Annotated in this window: 16 protein-coding genes; 8 read left to right on the top strand and 8 right to left on the bottom strand. The window is 67.8% G+C overall.

Features of this window, described 5'->3' with window-relative positions; genetic code table 11:
* The first annotated feature begins 86 nt into the window (after window positions 1-86).
* The 7 genes from LGY53_RS01610 to LGY53_RS01580 all read left to right on the top strand — a co-directional run bounded on the left by LGY53_RS01610 (window position 87) and on the right by LGY53_RS01580 (window position 9,876).
* The gene (locus LGY53_RS01610) at window positions 87-821 is read left to right on the top strand and encodes a MerR family transcriptional regulator (protein WP_225724846.1); all 735 of its coding nucleotides are present in this window, start codon (window positions 87-89) and stop codon (window positions 819-821) included.
* Between the two features lie 214 nt (window positions 822-1,035).
* Complete coding sequence (locus LGY53_RS01605; protein ID WP_225724845.1) at window positions 1,036-1,608, top strand: dihydrofolate reductase family protein; 573 nt, start codon at window positions 1,036-1,038, stop codon at window positions 1,606-1,608.
* Window positions 1,609-1,727: 119 nt separating this feature from the next.
* The gene (locus LGY53_RS44015) at window positions 1,728-3,728 is read left to right on the top strand and encodes a LuxR C-terminal-related transcriptional regulator (RefSeq protein ID WP_225724844.1); all 2,001 of its coding nucleotides are present in this window, start codon (window positions 1,728-1,730) and stop codon (window positions 3,726-3,728) included.
* Window positions 3,725-6,253: a hypothetical protein gene (locus LGY53_RS01595; protein WP_225724843.1), complete on the top strand. Its 2,529-nt coding sequence runs from the start codon at window positions 3,725-3,727 to the stop codon at window positions 6,251-6,253. The genes LGY53_RS44015 and LGY53_RS01595 overlap by 4 nt, the downstream gene beginning before the upstream one ends.
* A 65-nt stretch (window positions 6,254-6,318) precedes the next feature.
* Window positions 6,319-7,008: a response regulator transcription factor gene (locus LGY53_RS01590; RefSeq protein ID WP_225724842.1), complete on the top strand. Its 690-nt coding sequence runs from the start codon at window positions 6,319-6,321 to the stop codon at window positions 7,006-7,008.
* A 3-nt stretch (window positions 7,009-7,011) separates the two neighbouring features.
* Complete coding sequence (locus LGY53_RS01585) at window positions 7,012-8,190, top strand: sensor histidine kinase KdpD (protein WP_225724841.1); 1,179 nt, start codon at window positions 7,012-7,014, stop codon at window positions 8,188-8,190.
* A gap of 171 nt (window positions 8,191-8,361) precedes the next feature.
* Window positions 8,362-9,876: a dolichyl-phosphate-mannose--protein mannosyltransferase gene (locus LGY53_RS01580; RefSeq protein WP_225725651.1), complete on the top strand. Its 1,515-nt coding sequence runs from the start codon at window positions 8,362-8,364 to the stop codon at window positions 9,874-9,876.
* An 11-nt stretch (window positions 9,877-9,887) separates the two neighbouring features.
* On the opposite strand, the gene LGY53_RS43395 is transcribed toward LGY53_RS01580, so the two are convergent.
* From LGY53_RS43395 to LGY53_RS01570, 3 genes are all read right to left on the bottom strand, one after another.
* Entirely contained in the window at window positions 9,888-10,016 is a 129-nt protein-coding gene (locus LGY53_RS43395) for a hypothetical protein (RefSeq protein WP_255665246.1), read from the bottom strand.
* 136 nt (window positions 10,017-10,152) lie between these two features.
* The gene (locus LGY53_RS01575) at window positions 10,153-10,809 is read right to left on the bottom strand and encodes a response regulator transcription factor (protein ID WP_225724840.1); all 657 of its coding nucleotides are present in this window, start codon (window positions 10,807-10,809) and stop codon (window positions 10,153-10,155) included.
* Window positions 10,806-11,969: a histidine kinase gene (locus tag LGY53_RS01570; RefSeq protein ID WP_225724839.1), complete on the bottom strand. Its 1,164-nt coding sequence runs from the start codon at window positions 11,967-11,969 to the stop codon at window positions 10,806-10,808. The genes LGY53_RS01575 and LGY53_RS01570 overlap by 4 nt, the downstream gene beginning before the upstream one ends.
* A 196-nt stretch (window positions 11,970-12,165) precedes the next feature.
* On the opposite strand from LGY53_RS01570, the gene LGY53_RS01565 reads away from it, so the two are divergent.
* On the top strand, window positions 12,166-13,053 hold the full coding sequence (locus LGY53_RS01565; protein ID WP_225724838.1) for a sterol desaturase family protein: 888 nt from the start codon (window positions 12,166-12,168) through the stop codon (window positions 13,051-13,053).
* Between the two features lie 60 nt (window positions 13,054-13,113).
* Here LGY53_RS01565 and LGY53_RS01560 read toward each other — a convergent pair whose 3' ends face one another.
* From LGY53_RS01560 to LGY53_RS01540, 5 genes are all read right to left on the bottom strand, one after another.
* Window positions 13,114-13,914, bottom strand: a complete 801-nt coding sequence (locus tag LGY53_RS01560) for a nuclear transport factor 2 family protein (RefSeq protein WP_225724837.1) — start codon at window positions 13,912-13,914, stop codon at window positions 13,114-13,116.
* 183 nt (window positions 13,915-14,097) lie between these two features.
* The gene (locus tag LGY53_RS01555) at window positions 14,098-14,757 is read right to left on the bottom strand and encodes a cyclopropane-fatty-acyl-phospholipid synthase family protein (protein ID WP_225724836.1); all 660 of its coding nucleotides are present in this window, start codon (window positions 14,755-14,757) and stop codon (window positions 14,098-14,100) included.
* A 60-nt stretch (window positions 14,758-14,817) separates the two neighbouring features.
* Window positions 14,818-16,590 (bottom strand): cytochrome c oxidase subunit I, encoded by a 1,773-nt coding sequence (gene ctaD, locus LGY53_RS01550; RefSeq protein WP_225724835.1) that lies wholly within the window; start codon window positions 16,588-16,590, stop codon window positions 14,818-14,820.
* A 103-nt stretch (window positions 16,591-16,693) separates the two neighbouring features.
* Window positions 16,694-17,719, bottom strand: a complete 1,026-nt coding sequence (locus LGY53_RS01545; protein WP_225724834.1) for an NAD(P)/FAD-dependent oxidoreductase — start codon at window positions 17,717-17,719, stop codon at window positions 16,694-16,696.
* Window positions 17,720-17,784: 65 nt separating this feature from the next.
* Window positions 17,785-18,645 (bottom strand): alpha/beta fold hydrolase, encoded by an 861-nt coding sequence (locus LGY53_RS01540; RefSeq protein WP_225724833.1) that lies wholly within the window; start codon window positions 18,643-18,645, stop codon window positions 17,785-17,787.
* Between the last annotated feature and the right edge of the window lie 32 nt (window positions 18,646-18,677).

Here is an 18,677-nt window from a genome sequence, read left to right as displayed (position 1 = left end):
CCATGCCCGATCCGGATCCGGGAGAGGTCTTCCCCCACCATCGCCGCACCGTTCTCGATGCGCCGCCGTGTGGTTTGCTTAGACCTATGGCAGCGGGTGTGGAATACACGATCGACGAGCTGGCGCGCGAGGCCGGTACGACCGTGCGCAGCCTGCGGGTTTATCACGAGCGGGGTGTGCTGCCCCCACCGCGGGTGAAGGGTCGGACGGGTTTCTACGGGGCGGAGCATCTCAATCGGGTTCGCACGATCACCAGACTGCTGGATCGCGGAATCAAGCTCAACGGCATCAGGGAGCTGCTGCAAGCCTGGGATCGCGGTGACGACCTCGGCGCGGTACTCGGCGTCACGCGGCTGGATGCGCCACAAGCGACCGCGCCGTCCATTGGCGATACGGTGGCCGCGACCGAGCTGGAGGAGCGCTACCGCGACGTCCCGAACGGCCTGGCCCGAGTGGTCGGGCTCGGACTGTACGAGCCGGTGGACGCCGTGACCTATCGGGTGGTCGACCGAGAGCTCGTCCGGCTCGCCGAGCAGCTGGCCGCAGCGGATATCGGTGATGCGGAAATCGTCGCCGAGCTGGAGAAACTGCGCGGTGACTGTGACCGGATCGCCCGCCGCTTCGTCGACCTCTTCCGCCGGACGGCGTGGGAGTCCTACCGGCGGTCAGAGCGCGCCGAGCTCGATCGCGCGCAGCTGGCGGAGCGGGTCGCGCTGACCAGCGCGGTGCCGGGGCGGGCGAGTACGGAGCTGGTCAATCGGTCGATGGCTCGGTATCTCCGGGAGGACACCGAGCTGGCCGAGGTGCTTCCCGGCATCTGAGGGGGTTCATCTGCCCCGGGGTCCGGCGGCTGCGGCGGTGATATGCCGCTGTTTAGCGACTCGTTAGCCAACGGTGTATTGAACTAGCTCGAACGGTGACCGTCGGCTCACATACCTACCTACGTATGCGGGCGATGCGGGCATACCGATGCGCGGCGGCGTCGCCGTCGCCAGAATCCGGACTGTTGTACGAGACAGCAGATGGGTATGTGTGATGGGGACCGTGAAACTGTGGATGCAGATGTCGCTCGACGGCTTTGCGGAAGGGCCCGACGGAGAGATCCACTGGCCGGTGGTCGACGAGGAACTGTGCGAGTCCTACCTCGACGAGCTGCGGGCCGCCGACATATTCCTCTACGGCCGGAAGACCTTCGAGATCATGGCGGCGTTCTGGCCGACCGCCGACGCGGATCCGGCGATCTCGCCGTTCTATGTGGACTTCGCGCGGCTGTGGAAGCAGACGCCGAAGATCGTGTTCTCCCGCACCATGCGCGGCGCGGGCTGGCATACCAGGGTGGTGCGGGACGGTCTGGTGGAGGAGGTCGGCGCGCTGCGGGCGCAGGGCCGCACGATGATCCTGTTCGGCGGTGCCGAGACGGCCGCGACCTTCATGGAATACGACCTGATCGACGAGTACCGGCTCTTCGTCCACCCGCTGCTGCTCGGCGGCGGCGTGCCGCTGTTCCGCAAACCGACCGACCTCGCCGCCGTGGAACTGCTCGACGTCACCGCCTACGAGAGTGCGGTGGTGCAGGTGCACTACCAGCACGCCGTGCACGCGTCGTGACGGCGAAAAGACGGTGACCCCCGCCTGATTCAAACGTTGACCACCGTGGCGGAGTACCGACCCGTCGGCTAGCTTTGATACACATGTCTGTGAATTCGCTGGGCAGAACCGGATTACCGGTGTCTACCAGTGAATTCATCGGCCGAACAAGTGAGTTGGCCCGCATCCGCACGCTGCTGAGGCGCGGTGTCGGGCTGATCACACTGGTCGGCCCCGGTGGTATCGGCAAGTCCCGGCTGGCCGCTGAGGCGCTGCGCGCGCAGGTCCGGCCGGTCGGCCGGCTCGCGCTCGCCGAGCTCGAATCCGATGCGGTCTGCGTGGATTCGCTCCAATCGGTCGCGGGCGCCACCGTGCTGGTACTCGACAATTGCGAGCGCATGCTGGCCAGGCTCGGCCCGCTGATCGCCGAATTGCTCGATACCGCACCGGGTTCGACGATCATCGCGACCAGCACGGAACCGATCGGCCTGCCCGACGAACACATTGTCGAGGTACCGCCGCTCAGCATCCCGGACGCACTGGAAGTGTTCCGGCGCCGGGCCGAGCGCGCCGGGCGGCCGGTCCCCGACGACCCCGACATGATCGCCATGGCCGTTCGGATCTGCCGCCATGTCGATCACAATCCGCTGTTCATCGGCATGGCGGCGGCCCGGCTGCGCCAGCAGCCGATGGCCGCGGTGCTGCGCGAGCTCTCCGGCGACCACGACGACCGCCGCCTGCGCTGGTCGCTCGGCGCGCGAGCGGGCGTCGAACCGCGCCACCGCGGTATCGCGGACACCATTGCCTGGTCGTATGCATTGTGTGGCCCGCAGGAGCGCCTGCTGCTGGAGCGAATGTCGGTGTTCGCTCCGGGTTTTCCGGCCGGCGGCGACGAAATGCTGCGCAATGGCGTCGAATCGGATGTGATCCAGGCGGTGTGCGCGGACGATGACCGGTTGCCGAGTACCGCGATCGAACCGCTGCTCGATCAGCTGGCCGAACGTTCTTTGCTGTCCACCTATTTCACCCATACCGAGGTGCGCTGGTACCTGACCGAGAGCGTGCGCATCTTCGCCCGCGATCGATGGCAGCGGCGCGATCCGGACGAGGTGCTGCGGTTCGCCGCCCGGCACCGCCGCTACTACCGCGACGCGCTCATGGACAACGGCGCCCTCCGGCACGGCGCGCGCGACCGCCCGACGTTGGACTGGGTGCGTGCGGCCTGGGACAACCTTTCGCTCGGCATCGAAACCGCGCTCGACGATCCGGCGGAGGCGCTGATCGGCGTCGAGATGTCGGCGGCGCTGATGTCGCTGTGGGCGCCGCTCGTCCACGGCGATGCCGACTTCGCCGAGCGGTTGGCCGATCGGGCGCTGGAAAGGCGGCGGGTGGAGGGCTTCGCGCCGGTCTCCCGGGTCGCCAGGGCGTCGCTGTACGCGGTCGGCGGCTACATCATGACCCTGGTGGAGGCGCTGTCGACGGGCCTGCCGCCGCACGGGTCCGGCGGCGCCGAAACCACGTGGGCGGCACGGGAAATCGCACAGCTGGTCGGGGCGGGCCGGGCATACCATCGGGCGGCCGGATTCGTGAACGCCGAATCGTGCGGTTCGGGCAGCGAACTACGAAGGGCCGCAGCCGTTTCCAGCGCCGTGCTCGGCGTTCGCGGCTATGCGGCGGCGGAACGTGAAGGCGCACAGCGCTGGCGGGATTTCGAGGATGTGCGCAGACATGCGCTCGACGTGCTGCGCGCCGATCCGGATCCGGTGGACACGCACCGGCGCGGTTCCGGTTGGGATGTGCTCTCCGATGCCGAGCACGAGGTCGCGGTGCTGGTCGCGGCGGGTTGGCCGAACAGCGCCATCGCCGTCCGGCGGCACAGTTCGGTGCGCACCGTCGACGTCCAGGTCGCCGTCATCCGGCAGAAGCTGAAGGTGGCCTCCCGCAACGAGATCGCCGCGCTGGTGCCCGACGAGCTCACCGACCGGGTCCGGCGCGAGGCCGAACGCAGGCCGCGCCGCAACCGCCCGGCGATGGTCGCCGCCCCGGGAACCGAGGGCTTCGCCGCGCGCTACGCCGCTCGGTACCGTGCTGTCCGGGAGGAGGTCGTGCCAGGAAGCGTTGCGATGGAGGAGTACTCATGACGGTCCCGGCGCCGCCCGCGGCCATCGGCGAGTTCGTCGGCAGGGCCGCGGAATTGCAGCGGATCGAGCAGTTGCTCCCCGCACCGCACGCGAGATTGATCACCCTGGTCGGGCCGGGGGGTATCGGCAAGACCGCGGTGGCCGCGGAAGCGGTGCGCCGCTACCGCAAGGTCTCGGACCGTCCCGTGCACTGGACCCGGCTGGCTCGGCTGGCGCCCGGTTCGACGAGTGAGGTCATCGCCGAAGAAGTGGTGAAGCTGGTCGCCAAGGCGGATATGGCCGGGCGCTCGGCGCGCGACTGCCTGGTCGAGATATTCACCCGGGCCGGGGCGACGCTGCTGGTGCTGGACAATTGCGAGCACGTAGTGGCCGGTGTGGGGCCGTTCATCATCGATCTGGTCGAGGCGGTTCCCGGGCTGACGGTGATCACGACGAGCCGGGAACCGATCGGCTGGCTCGACGAACACCTCATCGCGATACCGCCGCTCTCGGGCCCGAACGCGCTGACGCTGTTCCTGCGGCAGGCCGAACGCAACGGCAGGCCCATCCACGGCGATGCCGAACATCACGACATTGCCGAAAAGATCTGTGGCCGAGTGGAAAACAATCCGCTGTTCATCCAGCTGGCCGCGGCGAGGCTGCGGCACCGGCCCGTGGCCGCCGTGCTGCGCGAGCTCACCGGTGACCGTGACGACAAGCGGATGCAGTGGTGCCACCGCTGGGTGGGCGCCGAGCGGCACGGCAGCGTCCACGACGTGATCGCCTGGTCGTATGGGCTGTGCACGGCCGAGGAACGACTGCTGCTCGACAGAATGTCGGTGTTCGTCACCGGATTCGATATCGATTGCGGCGGAACATGCGGTGGCGGAGCGGAATTGGCCGCGATCACCGCCGTCTGCGCCGATGCCGCGCTGCCCGCGGACCGGATCGAGCATCTGGTGGAGCGGCTGGTGGAGCGTTCGCTGGTCTCGGCCCGCAGCTCGGTGACGACCGTCCGGTACTACCTGCTGGAGAGCGTGCGGGTCTTCGCGCGGGATCGGTTGGGCCGCCGCGTCGACGGTCTGGACGAGGCCGCCCTGCTGGACCGGCACCGGCGCTACTACCGGGACAAAGTCGTTGCCGGGCAGGTGCTCTGGTGTAGTCCGCGCCAGGACGACTGGATCGAATGGCTGCGCGCGGCCTGGGAGAACGTCCTCTTCGCGATCGAGTCGGGCCTGTCCGAGCCCACGCAGGCCGTCGTCGCGCTGGAGACCGCCAATACGCTGATGGCGCTGCGGATTCCGTTCATCACCGGTGCGAACCGCGCCGTAATGCGCCTGACCGAGCGGGCATTGGCCGCCGTCCGCGACATCGAATCGGCGGTCCCGCTGCGGGTCGAGGCCATGGCGCTGATCGGCTGGATCGCGGTGTGGCAGGGCAGGCAGCTCTATACCGCGCAGCTGCTGGACGAATGTGCGGCGGAATGCCTTACCGATCCGGTGTTGCGCCGGACCTGGCGCGAGACGGCCGAGCGGGATATCGGGCTGCCCGCCGCGGTGGAGTGCACCTGGGGCCTGGAACTGCTTCTGGTGCACCATGATCGCCGGGCCATCGACGTATTGGCCAGGGCCAGAACGAAATTCGAAGCGATGGGTGATCGCGCCGGGATGGGGCGCAGCGAGCTGTTCGAATCGCTGGCCCATTCGATCGTCGGCGAACCCGAACAGGCCATCGCCGTCGCGCGGCGGCATCTCGACCGCGCCGTCGACGCCGCGGCGGGCGCCGCGATCGCCTGGGCCGAACTGGGTTGGATGCTGGCGCTGAACGCGCACGGAGACCCGCGCGAGGCGGTGCGTTTCGGGCGGTTCGCCCTGGAGCGCAACATGGAGACCGACGATCTGTGGACGGTCAGCTGGTTCGTGCACTTCCTCATGGTCGCGTCGAAAAACCTGCTCGCCGAACGGATCGCGGCGGGCGCCGAGCCGGGCGAGCTGACGGCGGCGGCGACTGAACTCGCGCACGTGCTCGGCGGCATGTCGACGCTGCACCGCTCGCTCGGTATCACCCCCGACCGGCTGATCTTTCCGGCGAAGGCGATCGATGCGGCCGCTCGCACCGCCAAATCGGTACTCGGCGCATCGGAATACCGGGCGGCGCTGCGCCGCGGTGAATTGTTGCGCCCGGAACACGCTGAGCTGCAACGTCTGCTGCTCGGCAGGTTCCGGATCGAGCAACTGCCCGCCGCCGAGACCGCATCGCACTGGTCCGAACTCTCGCCCGCGGAGCAGGAGGTGGCCGTCCTCGCCGCGGCGGGCTGGCCGAACAGCGTGATCGCCACGCGCCGCGGCAGCTCCATCCGCACGGTCGACGCTCAGGTGGCGACCATCCGCCGCAAGCTCATGGTCGCCACCAGATCGGAGATCATCGCGCACGTCCCGGACGAACTGGCCGAACGGGTTCGTTCGGAGTCCCGGCAGCGGCCCGCCCGCAGGCGTCCGCGGCAGAGTCCGAGACCGGCGATCGAATCGATGACCCCGTCTTCATGATCGCTTAACGCCCGCGCGGGGATAGTCGGCGGCAAACGTATGCCGGGCGTCGCGCGGGAGTGGTGATGTGGTCGACTGAGCTGGTGCGTGTGCTGGTGGTGGAGGACGATGCCGGGCTGGCTCCGGTGCTGGTGCGCGGGCTGCGGGAGGAGGGGCACGCGGTCGATCACGCCGCGACCATGGCCGCCGCGGACGAGCTGTGCTCCTATAACGACTACGCGCTGGTGGTGCTGGATCTCGGCCTGCCGGACGGTGACGGTCTGACGCTGTGCCGCCAGCTCAAGGCCGACGGCCGCACCAGGGTCCTGGTGCTGACCGCGCGCGGCAGCGCCACCGAGCGGGTGAAGGGTCTGGACACCGGCGCCGACGACTACCTGACGAAACCGTTCGACTTCGGTGAGCTGGCCGCCAGGGTGCGTGCCGTATTGCGCAGACCGGTCACCGTCGGCGGATCGGAGCTGCGGGTCGGCGATATCAGGCTCGATATGGCGACACATCGGGTGTTCCGCGGTGAGGTGCTGATTCCGTTGACCGCCAAGGAGTTCGCCGTGCTGCAGTATTTCGTGCAACAGGCCGGGCAGACCGTGACCCGCACCGAATTGCTGGAGCAGGTCTGGGATATGCACTACGAGGGCACCTCGAATATCGTCGACGTCTTCGTCTCGACGCTGCGCCGCAAACTGGATCTGCCCACCGAGCACACCCGCTTGGACACGGTGCGCGGCGTCGGCTTCCGGCTCTTCGCGGAGGGTTGAGAGTTGTTGCGGCGGATCAGGATTCGGCTCACGATCGCGGTCGGTGCGAGCGCGCTGCTGCTGGCGGGCGCGGCGGCGATCTATCTCGCCTGTGTGCTCGCCGATCGCGACGAGACGGCCGCGCGCGGGGCCGCAGGTGAGCGGGTCGGCGATATCGCGGCACTGGCCAAACCGGATCAGGCCCCGGAGGGGCTGCGGTTCAACGCCTGGTTGTTCGATGCCGACGGTGGTTACAACCAACTCGGTGACACCGATGTCGGCGCGCCGGTGGATCTGGCCGATCGGGTGCTCGACGATCCGGCGGGCGGCATTGCCTTCCGCGAGGTCTGGACCGTCGACGGCCACTATCTGGAGGCGGCGCGGGCCCGGCCCGATGGTCAGGTGGTCGCGGCGGCGACCTCGCTGGACGGAACCGATTCCGTCATCCTGCGGCAGCGCTGGATCGTCGGCGGCGCCGCCGCCGGTGTCGTCGCGCTGGCGACGCTGGCCGCCTGGCTGCTGTCCGGCCGCATGCTGGCCCCGCTGGTGCGCACCCAGCAATCCCAGCGCGACTTCCTCGCCGATGCGGCGCACGAGCTGCGCACCCCGATCGCGGTGATCCGCGCCGCGGCGAGTCAGGCGCTGGCCCGCCCGCGCGAACCCGACGAATACGTGCGCACGCTCACCGAAATCCGGGACGCCACCGAACGCGCGGGGGAGGGCGTCGTGCAGCTGCTCGACCTGGCCCGGCTGGAGGCGGGGCAGGTGGAACCGGTTCGTGCGCTGCTGCGGGTGGATCTGCTCGCCGAGGAGATCGTCGCGACGGCGGCCGCGGGCGGTGCGGCGGTCGAACTCACCGATGTTCAGCGGGCCGTTGTCGACGGTGACGATGTGTTGTTGCGGCAGGCGATCGATAACCTGGTCCGCAACGCGGTGGCCCGCGCCGGACACGTCTGGGTCGGCGTGCAGGTCGAAGGGCGCGAGGCCGTCGTCACGGTGACCGACGACGGTCCCGGCTTCGATCCGGCTGTCCTGCCACATGTTTTCCGTCGCTTCGCGCGCGGCCACGGTCAGGGGCACGGACTGGGTTTGGCGCTGGTCCGCTCGATCGTCGCGCTGCACGGCGGCCACGCCGATGCCGCCAATCGCGCGGAGGGCGGCGCGGTGGTGCGCCTGCGCCTTCCGCTCAGCGATTCGGCATAACGGTGGGATCATCGTCGCGACATCGATCGCCCGGCTGCCGGGCGTTTACGCAGGTTCGTGTGCCCGAACCACCCCGCTGGCCGAGAATCGGTGTGGCGCAGCGATCTTGAGCGATCCGCCGGTACTGCCTAGTGTGCAGGTATGACCGGGGTTACCTTCGAGTCCCGGCCGATGACCGGGCCCGCCCCGCTGCGGCCGGGTGCGGAGCCGATGCCGCGGGATCGGCTGCGCGGCTGGTTGGTGACCATCGCGCTCACCGCGCTCGCGGCGGTGACCAGATTCGTCGGCCTCGGATCGCCGACGGACGGCCGGACACCGGTCTTCGACGAGAAGTACTACTCGGCACAGGCCTGGGAAATCCTCAACAACGGGATGGGCATCGAGGACAATCCCGGATTTCCGCTCGTCGCCCATCCGCCGGTCGGCAAGTTGCTGATGACCGTCGGCGAGCTGCTGTTCGGTTGGAGTCCTTGGGGCTGGCGGTTTTCCGCGGCGGTGTGCGGAACCCTGTTGGTGCTGCTGGTGATCCGGATCGTGCGGCGGCTGACGCGGTCGACGCTGGTCGGGGCGATCGCCGGAATTCTGCTGATCGCCGACGGTGTCAGCATGGTGTCGTCGCGGATCGGCATGCTGGATATATTCCTCGCGTTGCTGGTGACGGCCGCGTTCGGCTGCCTGATCGTGGACCGGGACGAGGTGCGCGAGCGGTTCGCGCCGGTGCTGGCCGAGGGACGAATAGCGTTGAGCCCCTATGGCCCTCGCCTCGGCGTGCGCTGGTGGCGGTTCGGCGCCGGGGTGCTGCTCGGGTTGGCGTGCGGCACCAAATGGTCCGGCGGGTACTTCCTGCTGTGTTTCCTGGTGCTGTGCCTGGGTTTCGACTTCGCGGCACGGCGGGCCAACGGTGTCGAGCGCCCGCTGCTCGGCACGCTGGTTCGCGACGCCGGGCCCGCGCTGTTCGCGTTGGTGGCGATTCCCCTTGCGGTGTATCTGTTTTCGTATGCCGGGTGGTTCGCCAGCGAAACGGGCGTCAACCGTTACGCGGTCGGGGTGACCGTGGGCCGGGACGGCTACTTCGCCTTCGTGCCGGACGCGCTGCGCTCACTCTGGTACAACAGTGCCTGGGTTTTGAACTTCCACGTACATCTCACGAATTCCTCAGGGCAACACCATAATTGGGAATCTAAACCGTGGACCTGGCCGATGGGTCTGCGTCCGATGCTCTACTACCTCTACACCGGCCCGGAACCCGGGGCCGGTTGTGGTGCGCCCCAATGTGTTTCGGCGCTGATGTTGCTCGGCACCCCGGCCATCTGGTGGCTCGCGTTCCCGGCGCTCGGTTGGGCCGGATGGCGCTCGATCGCGCACCGCGATTGGCGGTATGCCGCGGTGCTCACCGGGTACTGCGCGGGTTGGCTGCCGTGGTTCATCGAGCTGGACCGGCAGATGTACTTCTTCTACGCCACCGTCATGGCACCGTTCCTGGTCATGCTGATTGCCCTGCCGCTGGGTGAAATACTGGGCAGGGCAACAGATTCCAGCGAGCGTCGAGGTACCGGTCGACTTGTGGTCTGCCTCTACCTCGGGCTCGTCGTCGCCAATTTCATCTGGATTCACCCGATACTCACCGCGACACCGATCACGCCGTCGCGCTGGCAGCAGGAGCTGTGGTTACCCAGTTGGCGTTGACGCGGGCGCGGCTACCTGTCGTGCGGGAGGATGCTGCGCGTCACGGCTAGCCCGATCACGATGCTGACGGCGGCGAGCGCCACGATGATCGGGGAGCGGGAGAGCGCGGCAATGCCGCCGACGAAGAATAGGCAGGTCAATAGTGACAATATTGCTGTGCCAAGTTCCAGGCCGGCGATCCGCGCTTGTCGGTGTCGCCTTACTGTCATATCAAGCGTGTACCCGCCCGGCCGCGTTATGAAACCGTGACTTTGAGTCTCGTCTAACCGAGTCCGGCTAGCGGCGTGGCGCCAGGCCGTTCTGATGCGCATACACCACGGCGTGAATCCGGTCGCGTACACCGAGTTTGGCGAGCACCCGGGAGACGTGCGTTTTCACCGTCTCCTCGCCGACACCGAGTGCCGCCGCGATCTCGGCGTTACTGCGCGCATCGGCGAGCAGCAGCAGCACCTCCAGTTCGCGGGCGGTCAGCTGATCCATCTCCGGCGGTGCGGGCGGCGGTGCCAGGGTGGTCGCGAAGCGGGAGACCAGCCGCCGGGTCATCGATGGGTCGATGAGGGCGTCACCGCGGGCGGCGATCCGGATGGCGGTGACGAGTTCTTCCGGGGGAAGGCTTTTCAGCAGGAAGCCGCTGGCGCCCGCCTGCAGCGCGCGGTAGAGGTTGGCATCGCTGTCGTAGGTGGTCAGCACCACCACCCGGGTGCCGCCCGCCGCGACGATGGCCTCGGTGGCGGCCAGCCCGTCCAGCTTCGGCATCCGCACGTCCAGGATCGCGACATCCGGTCGCAGCCGGGCGGTTTCGGCGACGGCCGCGCGACCGTCCGCGACCTCGGCGACGCACTCCAGGTCGGCCTGGCTGTCCACGACGGCGCGCAGGCCGGAGCGGAACATGCTGTGGTCGTCGGCGATGAGTATCCGCACCGGCCCGCTCATAGTCCTCCGATCGGCATCGAAACGGTGATGCGCCAGCGCTTTCCGGTGACGCCGTAGTCGAGTTCGCCATCGAAGAGATCGACCCGTCGGCGGATGCCCGCCAGCCCGCGCGGCACCTGCGATCCGGTCTCGGCGGGTGTGCCGCACAACGGGTTCTCCGACTCGACGACGATGCGGTCCGGCCGGTATCGCACTGTCAGGCGGGCGTTTTCCCCGTCGCCGTGGCGCAGCGCGTTGGTCAGCATTTCCTGGACGATCCGATACAGGGTGATATTCAACGAATCCGGCAGCGGCACCGCCGAACCGCGTTCGGACAGTTCGATATTCAACCCGGCGGCGCGTACCCGCTCGAGCAGCTCGTCGATATCGGCGAGACCCGGCTGGCGCTGGCCCTCGTCCTCGTGGCCGTGCAGCAGGTCGAGTTGGCGGCGCAGATCGACCATGGCGGCCCGGCTGCTCGCCTCCACGGCGGTCAATGACCTTGTCGCCGCCGGATTTTCGGTATCGGCGAGTGCCATCCGCGCCGCGCCGGCGTGGATGCCGATGGCGCTGACGTGATGGGAGATCACATCGTGCAGATCGCGGGCGATGGCCGCGCGTTCGTCGGTGACCGCGCGGTCCAGGGCGGCTCGGTGCTCCTGATCGCGCAGCCGGGCGCGCTGTTCCAGGTCGGCGATGTACGCGCTGCGCGCCGCCGTGTACCGGCCGACCAACCACGGGACGCAACCACCCGCGACGGTGGTGGCCACCAGCATCCGCCAATCGTGTGCGGCGGTGCTGTCGGCCACGATATTCGCCGTGGCGACGCCCGCCGACATGGCGAGCATGGTGCACACCGATTCCGGGCCCGTCAGCCAGGCGCCCGCCCGGTATCCGGCCACCAGGAATCCGACATCGGCGAACCGGACCGGAAAACCGTGCCGGTGCAGCAGAATCGCCGCGAGGAAGCGCAGCGCCACCTGGATCAGCGCCACCGCGCCCGCCGTGCGCGGCGGTCCGGCCAGCGCGAGGTCGGCCACCAGGATGCCCGCCAGCACGACACCGGTCTGCCACGGTGCGACGGCGAATATCCCGCACACCCCGAGCATCAGCGTGTCGATAACGGCCGCCACCACCGCGACCACCACCGACTGGCGGGCCAGCGATCTGCTCACGTCCACAAGCCCTCACCTCCGCCTGCCGTCGTCGCGGCGATCCTACCGAGCCGATCCGGGGGCGCCGGAGGTCGACTCTGCCCGGCCGCCCGGTTCGGCGCGTCCCCCGTGTGAGGGACCGAAAACCCCTCGTCAGCGGGATGAAACCGCAGGCAGGCGCCCGTACCGTGGCTGCGGAAGGCCAGAGTGGAGGAGGTTGTCGATGGCTCCGGTGGAGTTGCTCGGGTACGCGGTGCCGGCATTCGCGCTGCTGATGCTGGTGGAATGGATCGCCTACCGGCGCGATCCGGATCGGCCGGACAACGGCGGCGCGGCCCGCGATACCGCGTCCAATGTGGCGACCTTCTTCCTCGGCCGCCTGGTGAAGCCGCTGATGCAGTACATCCTGCCGTTCTCGGCGGTGGTGGCCGCGGCCGCGATCACCCCGCTCCACCTTTCGGCGAAATCGTGGTGGGTGTGGGTGCTCGGCTTGGTGGTCACCGATTTCTGCTACTACTGGGCGCATCGCGCCGACCATCGGGTGCGGCTGCTGTGGACCGCGCACAGCGTGCACCACTCCAGCGAGTACTTCAACTTCACCACCGCGATCCGGCTGCCGTGGCTGCATCCGGTGGCCAACCTGATCCGCGGAATGGCTTGGGTGCCGGCGGCTTTGATCGGCATTCCGCCGTGGATGATCTTCCTGCTGCAGAGTATCGGGCTGCTCTACCAGTTCCCGATCCACACCCAGAAGATCGCAACCCTGTGGCGGCCCATCGAATTCGTCTTCAACACCCCGGCCCACCACCGCATCCACCACGGCTCGAACAAGCCGTACATCGATAAGAACTACGGCGGCATCCTCATCATCTGGGACCGCGTATTCGGTAGTTTCGCCGCCGAATCCGAACCGATCCGCTACGGGCTCACCAAGAATATCGGCACCGACAACCCACTGCGGGTGAACTACCACGAGCTCGGCGCACTGCTGCGCGATGTGCGCGAGGCGAAAACCTGGCGCGGCCGCTTCGGTTACGTCTTCGGGCCGCCGGGATGGTCCGAGCAATCGGCGGAAACCGATACCGCGGCAAAGGTTTCCGTGTCGGCCTGAGCTGGGCCGCGCCCCGAGCCGGGCACCCGGAGCAATGGGTGTTCGGCTCGGGCCGCTTTATCAGCGATCGAGAAAGAGCCGTACCGCGGTGATCCGGCCGGTGCTGGAGACGAATTCGACCAGCGCGATTCCGGGGACCTCGCCGATCAGCACGCTCGCTGTCACCGTATTGCCCGCGGCAATCAGCTTGTCCCACATCATATTCCGGGTCCGATTGATGAATTCCTCGATGGTGACCCGGTTTCCGCCCAGTTCGACGATGGCGTCCGCGCCGAGCAACCCGCGGATGTCGCCGATCTCGGTGGCGGCCGCGGCCGAGAACACCCGCTCCGCTTCGTATTTACCCGCGCCGCCGACCCCGACGAGCGCGCGCAGCATTCCGGCGGCGCCGCCGACACCCTGATGGCGGACGAGTCGTCGGCCGAGTTGAAGCCCGGCCAGCAGGCCGGGTCCGCCGGTGCGCAGCAGTTGCCCGATCATCGGGCCGAGTTCCCAATGTGCGTGCAGGCGAGCGATTTTCCAGAGCCCGTCCTGGTCGGCCAGGTCGTAGCGCAGATGCATCGGCACCGCGACCGCCGCACCGGCCGACATGGTGATCTCGATCGTCAGATCGCGGAAAACCGTCGGCGGGCAGACGATATCGTGCGATACGTCGAAGACGATGGTGTTGGGCGCGATGAAGGTGTCGTAGAACCGTTCGATGGCATCGCGGCCGGTGTGCGGCCGGGAGCCGACCGGGTCGTCGACTGCGGCGTCCGCGGTGAACAGTCCGACCCAGGCGGCCCTGTCGTGCGCGGTGACGGCCCGCGGCGAGGCCTGTACCGCGGCGAGTAGTTCGGCGGCTGTCGAATTCGGCGGCATGACACGTTCCTCCACGTTGAGGGCTTGCCGCTCAATGTTAGAACAAGTTACAACGGGTGCCGGATCAGTTGTACGACTTTCGAATACCGTTACCGCCTTGGCTGTTACGGTCAATTCAAGCGGCCGACACCCGATGTTGCGCCGCTGTCGGCCGATCCGCATGTGCCGAATCGCGCTGTGCCATCAGTGAATCCGGTGCAGCCGCAGTACACAGTCGTGACGGGTGGCCGGTAGACCGTCCGGTCCGGTCAGCTCGCGCAGCACCGACTCGTCGACTTCGATGCGCCAGTCTCCTTGCGGCAGTTGCAGGGCGTCGAGCACCTCGCGGTTGGTGGGGAAGTGGATGTCGCGACGCGGCTCCTCCCCGGCGCGCACCCAGGACGGCCATTCCGCATGGCCGACGATGAGCAGGGTGCCGCCCGGCGCGACCGCGTCGGCCGCCAGGCGCAGAACCTTCTCCCGCTCACCGTCCCGCGCCACCGGCGAGTGGAAGAACTGTGCCGAAACCAATTGGAAGCTGCCCGCAGGAAAAGTTTCGGCGAGATCGTGCCGCTGCCAGTCGATCCGCTCGGCGACCCCGTCGCGCACCGCGAGTTCGGCGGCCCGGCCCAGTGCGGTGGCCGAGACATCCACCGCGGTGACGTGCCAGCCGCGACTCGCCAGCCACACCGCGTCGGCGCCCTCGCCGCAGCCGAGATCCAGCGCCGCGCCCGGTATCAGCCCGGTGACCTCGCGCACCAGCAGCGGATTCGGCGAGCGGGACCAGATCTGCTCGCGATCCTGATAGAAGTTCTCCCAGTATTCGATCGAGGTGTCGCCCCCGTGCTCATGTGTCGTGCCCACGCGGCAACTGTCCACCGGCGCGACCTGCTTCGGCAACTTTCGTTGCCGAATCGGCAAAGTCTATTCGGGCTGGCCCGGCTCCGTCGCATCCGATTTCTCCTGGAGGGCGACCGCGGCCCGGTGCGCTTCCGCCAGATCGGCGGCCCGGCGCGCATGCGAACCCCAGCCCACGTGCGCCTCGGTGCGTATCCGTTCGACCATATGCGGGTAGTGCAGTTCGAACGCCGGACGCTCCGACCGAATCCGCGGCAGTTCGTAGAAGTTGTGCCGCGGCGGCGGGCAGGAGGTGGCCCACTCGAGCGAATTGCCGTAACCCCACGGATCGTCCACGGTGACCACCTCGCCGTAGCGGTAGCTCTTGAAGACGTTCCAGACGAACACCACCATCGATGCGCCCAGAATGAACGAGCCGATGGTGGAAATGGTGTTCAGCGTGGTGAATCCGTCGCTGGGCAGGTAGTCGGCGTAGCGGCGCGGCATACCTTCGGCGCCCAGCCAGTGCTGCACCAGGAAGGTGGTGTGGAAGCCGATGAACGTGGTCCAGAAATGCAGTTTGCCCAGGCGCTCGTCGAGCATGCGGCCGGTCATCTTCGGGAACCAGAAGTAGATGCCCGCGAACGTGGCGAACACGATGGTGCCGAACAGCACGTAGTGGAAGTGCGCCACCACGAAATACGTGTCCGTGACGTGGAAGTCGAGCGGCGGACTGGCCAGGATCACCCCGGACAGACCGCCGAACAGGAAGGTCACCAGGAAGCCGAGCGAGAACAGCATCGGCGATTCGAAGGTCAACTGACCGCGCCACATGGTGCCGATCCAGTTGAAGAATTTGACCCCGGTGGGCACGGCGATGAGGAAGGTCATGAACGAGAAGTACGGCAGCAGCACCGATCCCGTCGCATACATGTGGTGGGCCCACACCGCGACCGACAGCGCGCCGATCGCCAGCGTCGCGTAAACCAGTGTGGTGTAACCGAATAGCGGTTTGCGGCTGAAGACCGGGAAGATCTCGGTGACGATGCCGAAGAACGGCAGCGCCACGATATAGACCTCGGGGTGGCCGAAGAACCAGAACAGGTGCTGCCAGAGGATGACACCGCCGTTGCCCGGATCGTAGATGTGCGCGCCGAGATGCCGGTCGATCGCCAACGCCATCAGCGCCGCGGTCAGGATCGGAAAGGCAAGTAGCACAAGGATGCTCGTCACCAGGATGTTCCAGGTGAAGATCGGCATGCGGAACATGGTCATACCCGGCGCGCGCAGACAGATGACCGTGGTGATCATGTTGACGCCGCCGAGGATGGTGCCGACGCCGGATACCGCCAACCCCATGATCCACATATCGCAGCCGACGCCGGGTGCGTGGGTGATGGAGCTCAGCGGTGTGTAGGCGGTCCAGCCGAAATCGGCCGCGCCGCCGGGGGTCAGGAAGCCCGCGGTGGCGATGGTCGCGCCGAACAGGTACAGCCAATAGCTCAGCGCGTTCAAGCGCGGGAACGCCACATCGGGCGCGCCGATCTGCAGTGGCAGCACGCAATTGGCGAAGCCGAACAGGATCGGCGTCGCGTAGAACAGCAGCATGATCGTGCCGTGCATGGTGAACAGCTGGTTGAACTGTTCCGGCGAAAGGAACTGCAGACCGGGTCTGGCCAGTTCGGTGCGCATCAGCAGCGCCATCAGCCCGCCGATGAAGAAGAACGACATCGCCGACACGATGTACAGGACGCCGAGCACCTTTGGATCGGTGGTCGTCACCATTTTGTAGAGGAACGAACCCTTCGGCCCCATCCGCTTCGGATAGGGCCGGACGGCTTGGATTTCAGCAACAGTCATGTCGCCGCCACCTCAGCACGAGTAGGTATCCGGTTGGCCGCAGTATGCCACTGCCACTGTTGCTCTTGCAGCGGTTTGGCCCAGGTACGCCCCTATGGCCGGATCACAGCCCGTATCCGTCGTCGCCGTGCAGCACCCGATGTGCGAGTTGCTCCAGAGCTGCCGAGAAGGGCTGCTCGGGGCGGAATTTCGCGCGGGCCGCGGCGACGTCCAGTTCCACCAGATAGCGGTTGATTCCCGCGCCCGCGGCGTTCCCGGCCGCCGCCGCATTGATCACCTGGGCGAAGAAATCGGCGACGTTACCGGCGGCGAATACGCCGGGCACACTGGTCGCGCCGAGGGAATCGATTGTGACGTAACCGGTTTCATCGATATCGCAGCCGATCGCGCGCAGCAGTTCGTCGTGCGGGGTCATCCGCGGCGTGACGAACAGCGCCCGCCGCGGCACCGCTCGCCCGTCGGTGAGTTCCAGCCCGCGCAGCCGGTCATCGACGGTGACCACCCGCGCCACCTCGCCGTCCACCACACGGATATCGCGGGCCGCCAGCGAATTCCGATGTTCTCCGGTCAGTTCGAGCCCGCCGGGGAAGTAGACCAGATCGTTCGACCACTGCCGGATCAGCTGGGCGTGTGCCACGGAAAGATCCGGATCGCCGCCACCGAGCAGACCGATCGGTTGGTCGCGAACCTCGAATCCGTGGCAGTACGGGCAGTGCAGCACATCCCTGCCCCAACGTTCGCGCAGGCCGGGGATGTCGGGCAGTTCGTCGCGCAGGCCGGTGCTCACCAGCACCGCGCGCGCCACCAGATCGGCGCCGTCGTCGAGCCCGATCACGAAACCGGGCTCCGCGCCACGCCAGCTCAGCGATATCGCGCGGCCGTCGAGCAGTTTCGCGCCGTAGCCCGACGCCTCGGCCCGGCCGAGCAGCAACAGTTCGGCGGGCGGCATACCGTCGCGGGTAAGGAAGGCGTGCACCTGTGCGGCCGGTGCGTTACGGGGTGAATCATCGTCCACCACAACGACTTTGCGCCCAGCCCGGCCGAGGGTGACGGCCGCGCTCAATCCGGCGGCGCCACCGCCGATGAGCACCGCGTCCCACACTTCGCCGTTCATCTCATTCGATCCCATGGCAGCGAGAGTGCGTCGAGTGGGCGAAATCGTCGAGGTTTGTTGCCGTTTCCGGGAACGCCGATTCAGCGGGCCAGCGGTCCGGCCTCCCGATACGGCCGCACCGCGGCCGAACCGAGGAATTCGGTGATCAGGCCGGTGATCCGCTCGGGATCCTCCACCATCGGCAGATGGCCGCAATCCGACAGCACCGCGCTCGACTGCGGGCGCAGCGTATCCGCCAGGCGCGCACCGGCCGCGGCCGAGAGGATGCGGTTCTGCTTACCCCAGATCATGCAGCGCGGCGGGAAATCCGCTGCGGGAGTAAAGGTGTCGAGCTCGCGGTAGTTCGGGAAATCCTGCACCAGCCCGTGCAGCGCGCGCAGCCGCCCGCGATCGCCCCAGTGCGCGGTGAGCCGCGGCGAATGCCGCAGCCCGCGCTGCCTACCGCGAACACCCAACTGCTCGTTGATGATTCGCGAGACAACCGGACCGGGCAGGGCGAGCCGGTCGGCCAGCGGTCCGAGCGGTAGCCGGGCATCGGCCCAGGCCAGCGGCCCACAACGGCCGCCGGACACGGTATTCCAGGTGAGCGGGTTGATCAGCACCAGCGCCCGTACGTTGTCCGGGTGGGTCATCGCGTAGCGCAGCGAGGTGGCCGCGCCGAGACAGTTACCGATCAGCACCACATCGGTATGGCCGCCCGCCGCGAGGAATTCCGCCAGCAGCCGCGCGTAATCGGTCAGCCGGTAGCCGTCGGCGGGCCGCTCCGATTCGCCGTAGCCGGGCAGATCCAGCGCGAACACCTCATAGGAGCGGCGCAGCACGGTGACCTGATCGTCCCAGATGTGCCGCTGGGTCCCCGCGTTGTGCAGCAGGACGAGCGGTGGGCCGTCGCCCCATCGGTCGTAGACGACGGCGCGGCCGCGATGGTGAAATATCGGCACGATGGCTCCCCTCGCCGGCGTTCGACTTTGAG

It is taken from the genome of Nocardia sp. JCM 34519.1, from assembly GCF_020361265.1.
Taxonomy (GTDB): domain Bacteria; phylum Actinomycetota; class Actinomycetes; order Mycobacteriales; family Mycobacteriaceae; genus Nocardia; species Nocardia arthritidis_A.
The sequence above is the reverse complement of the archived record's forward strand: the minus strand, read 5'-3'. Positions and strand labels throughout refer to the sequence as shown.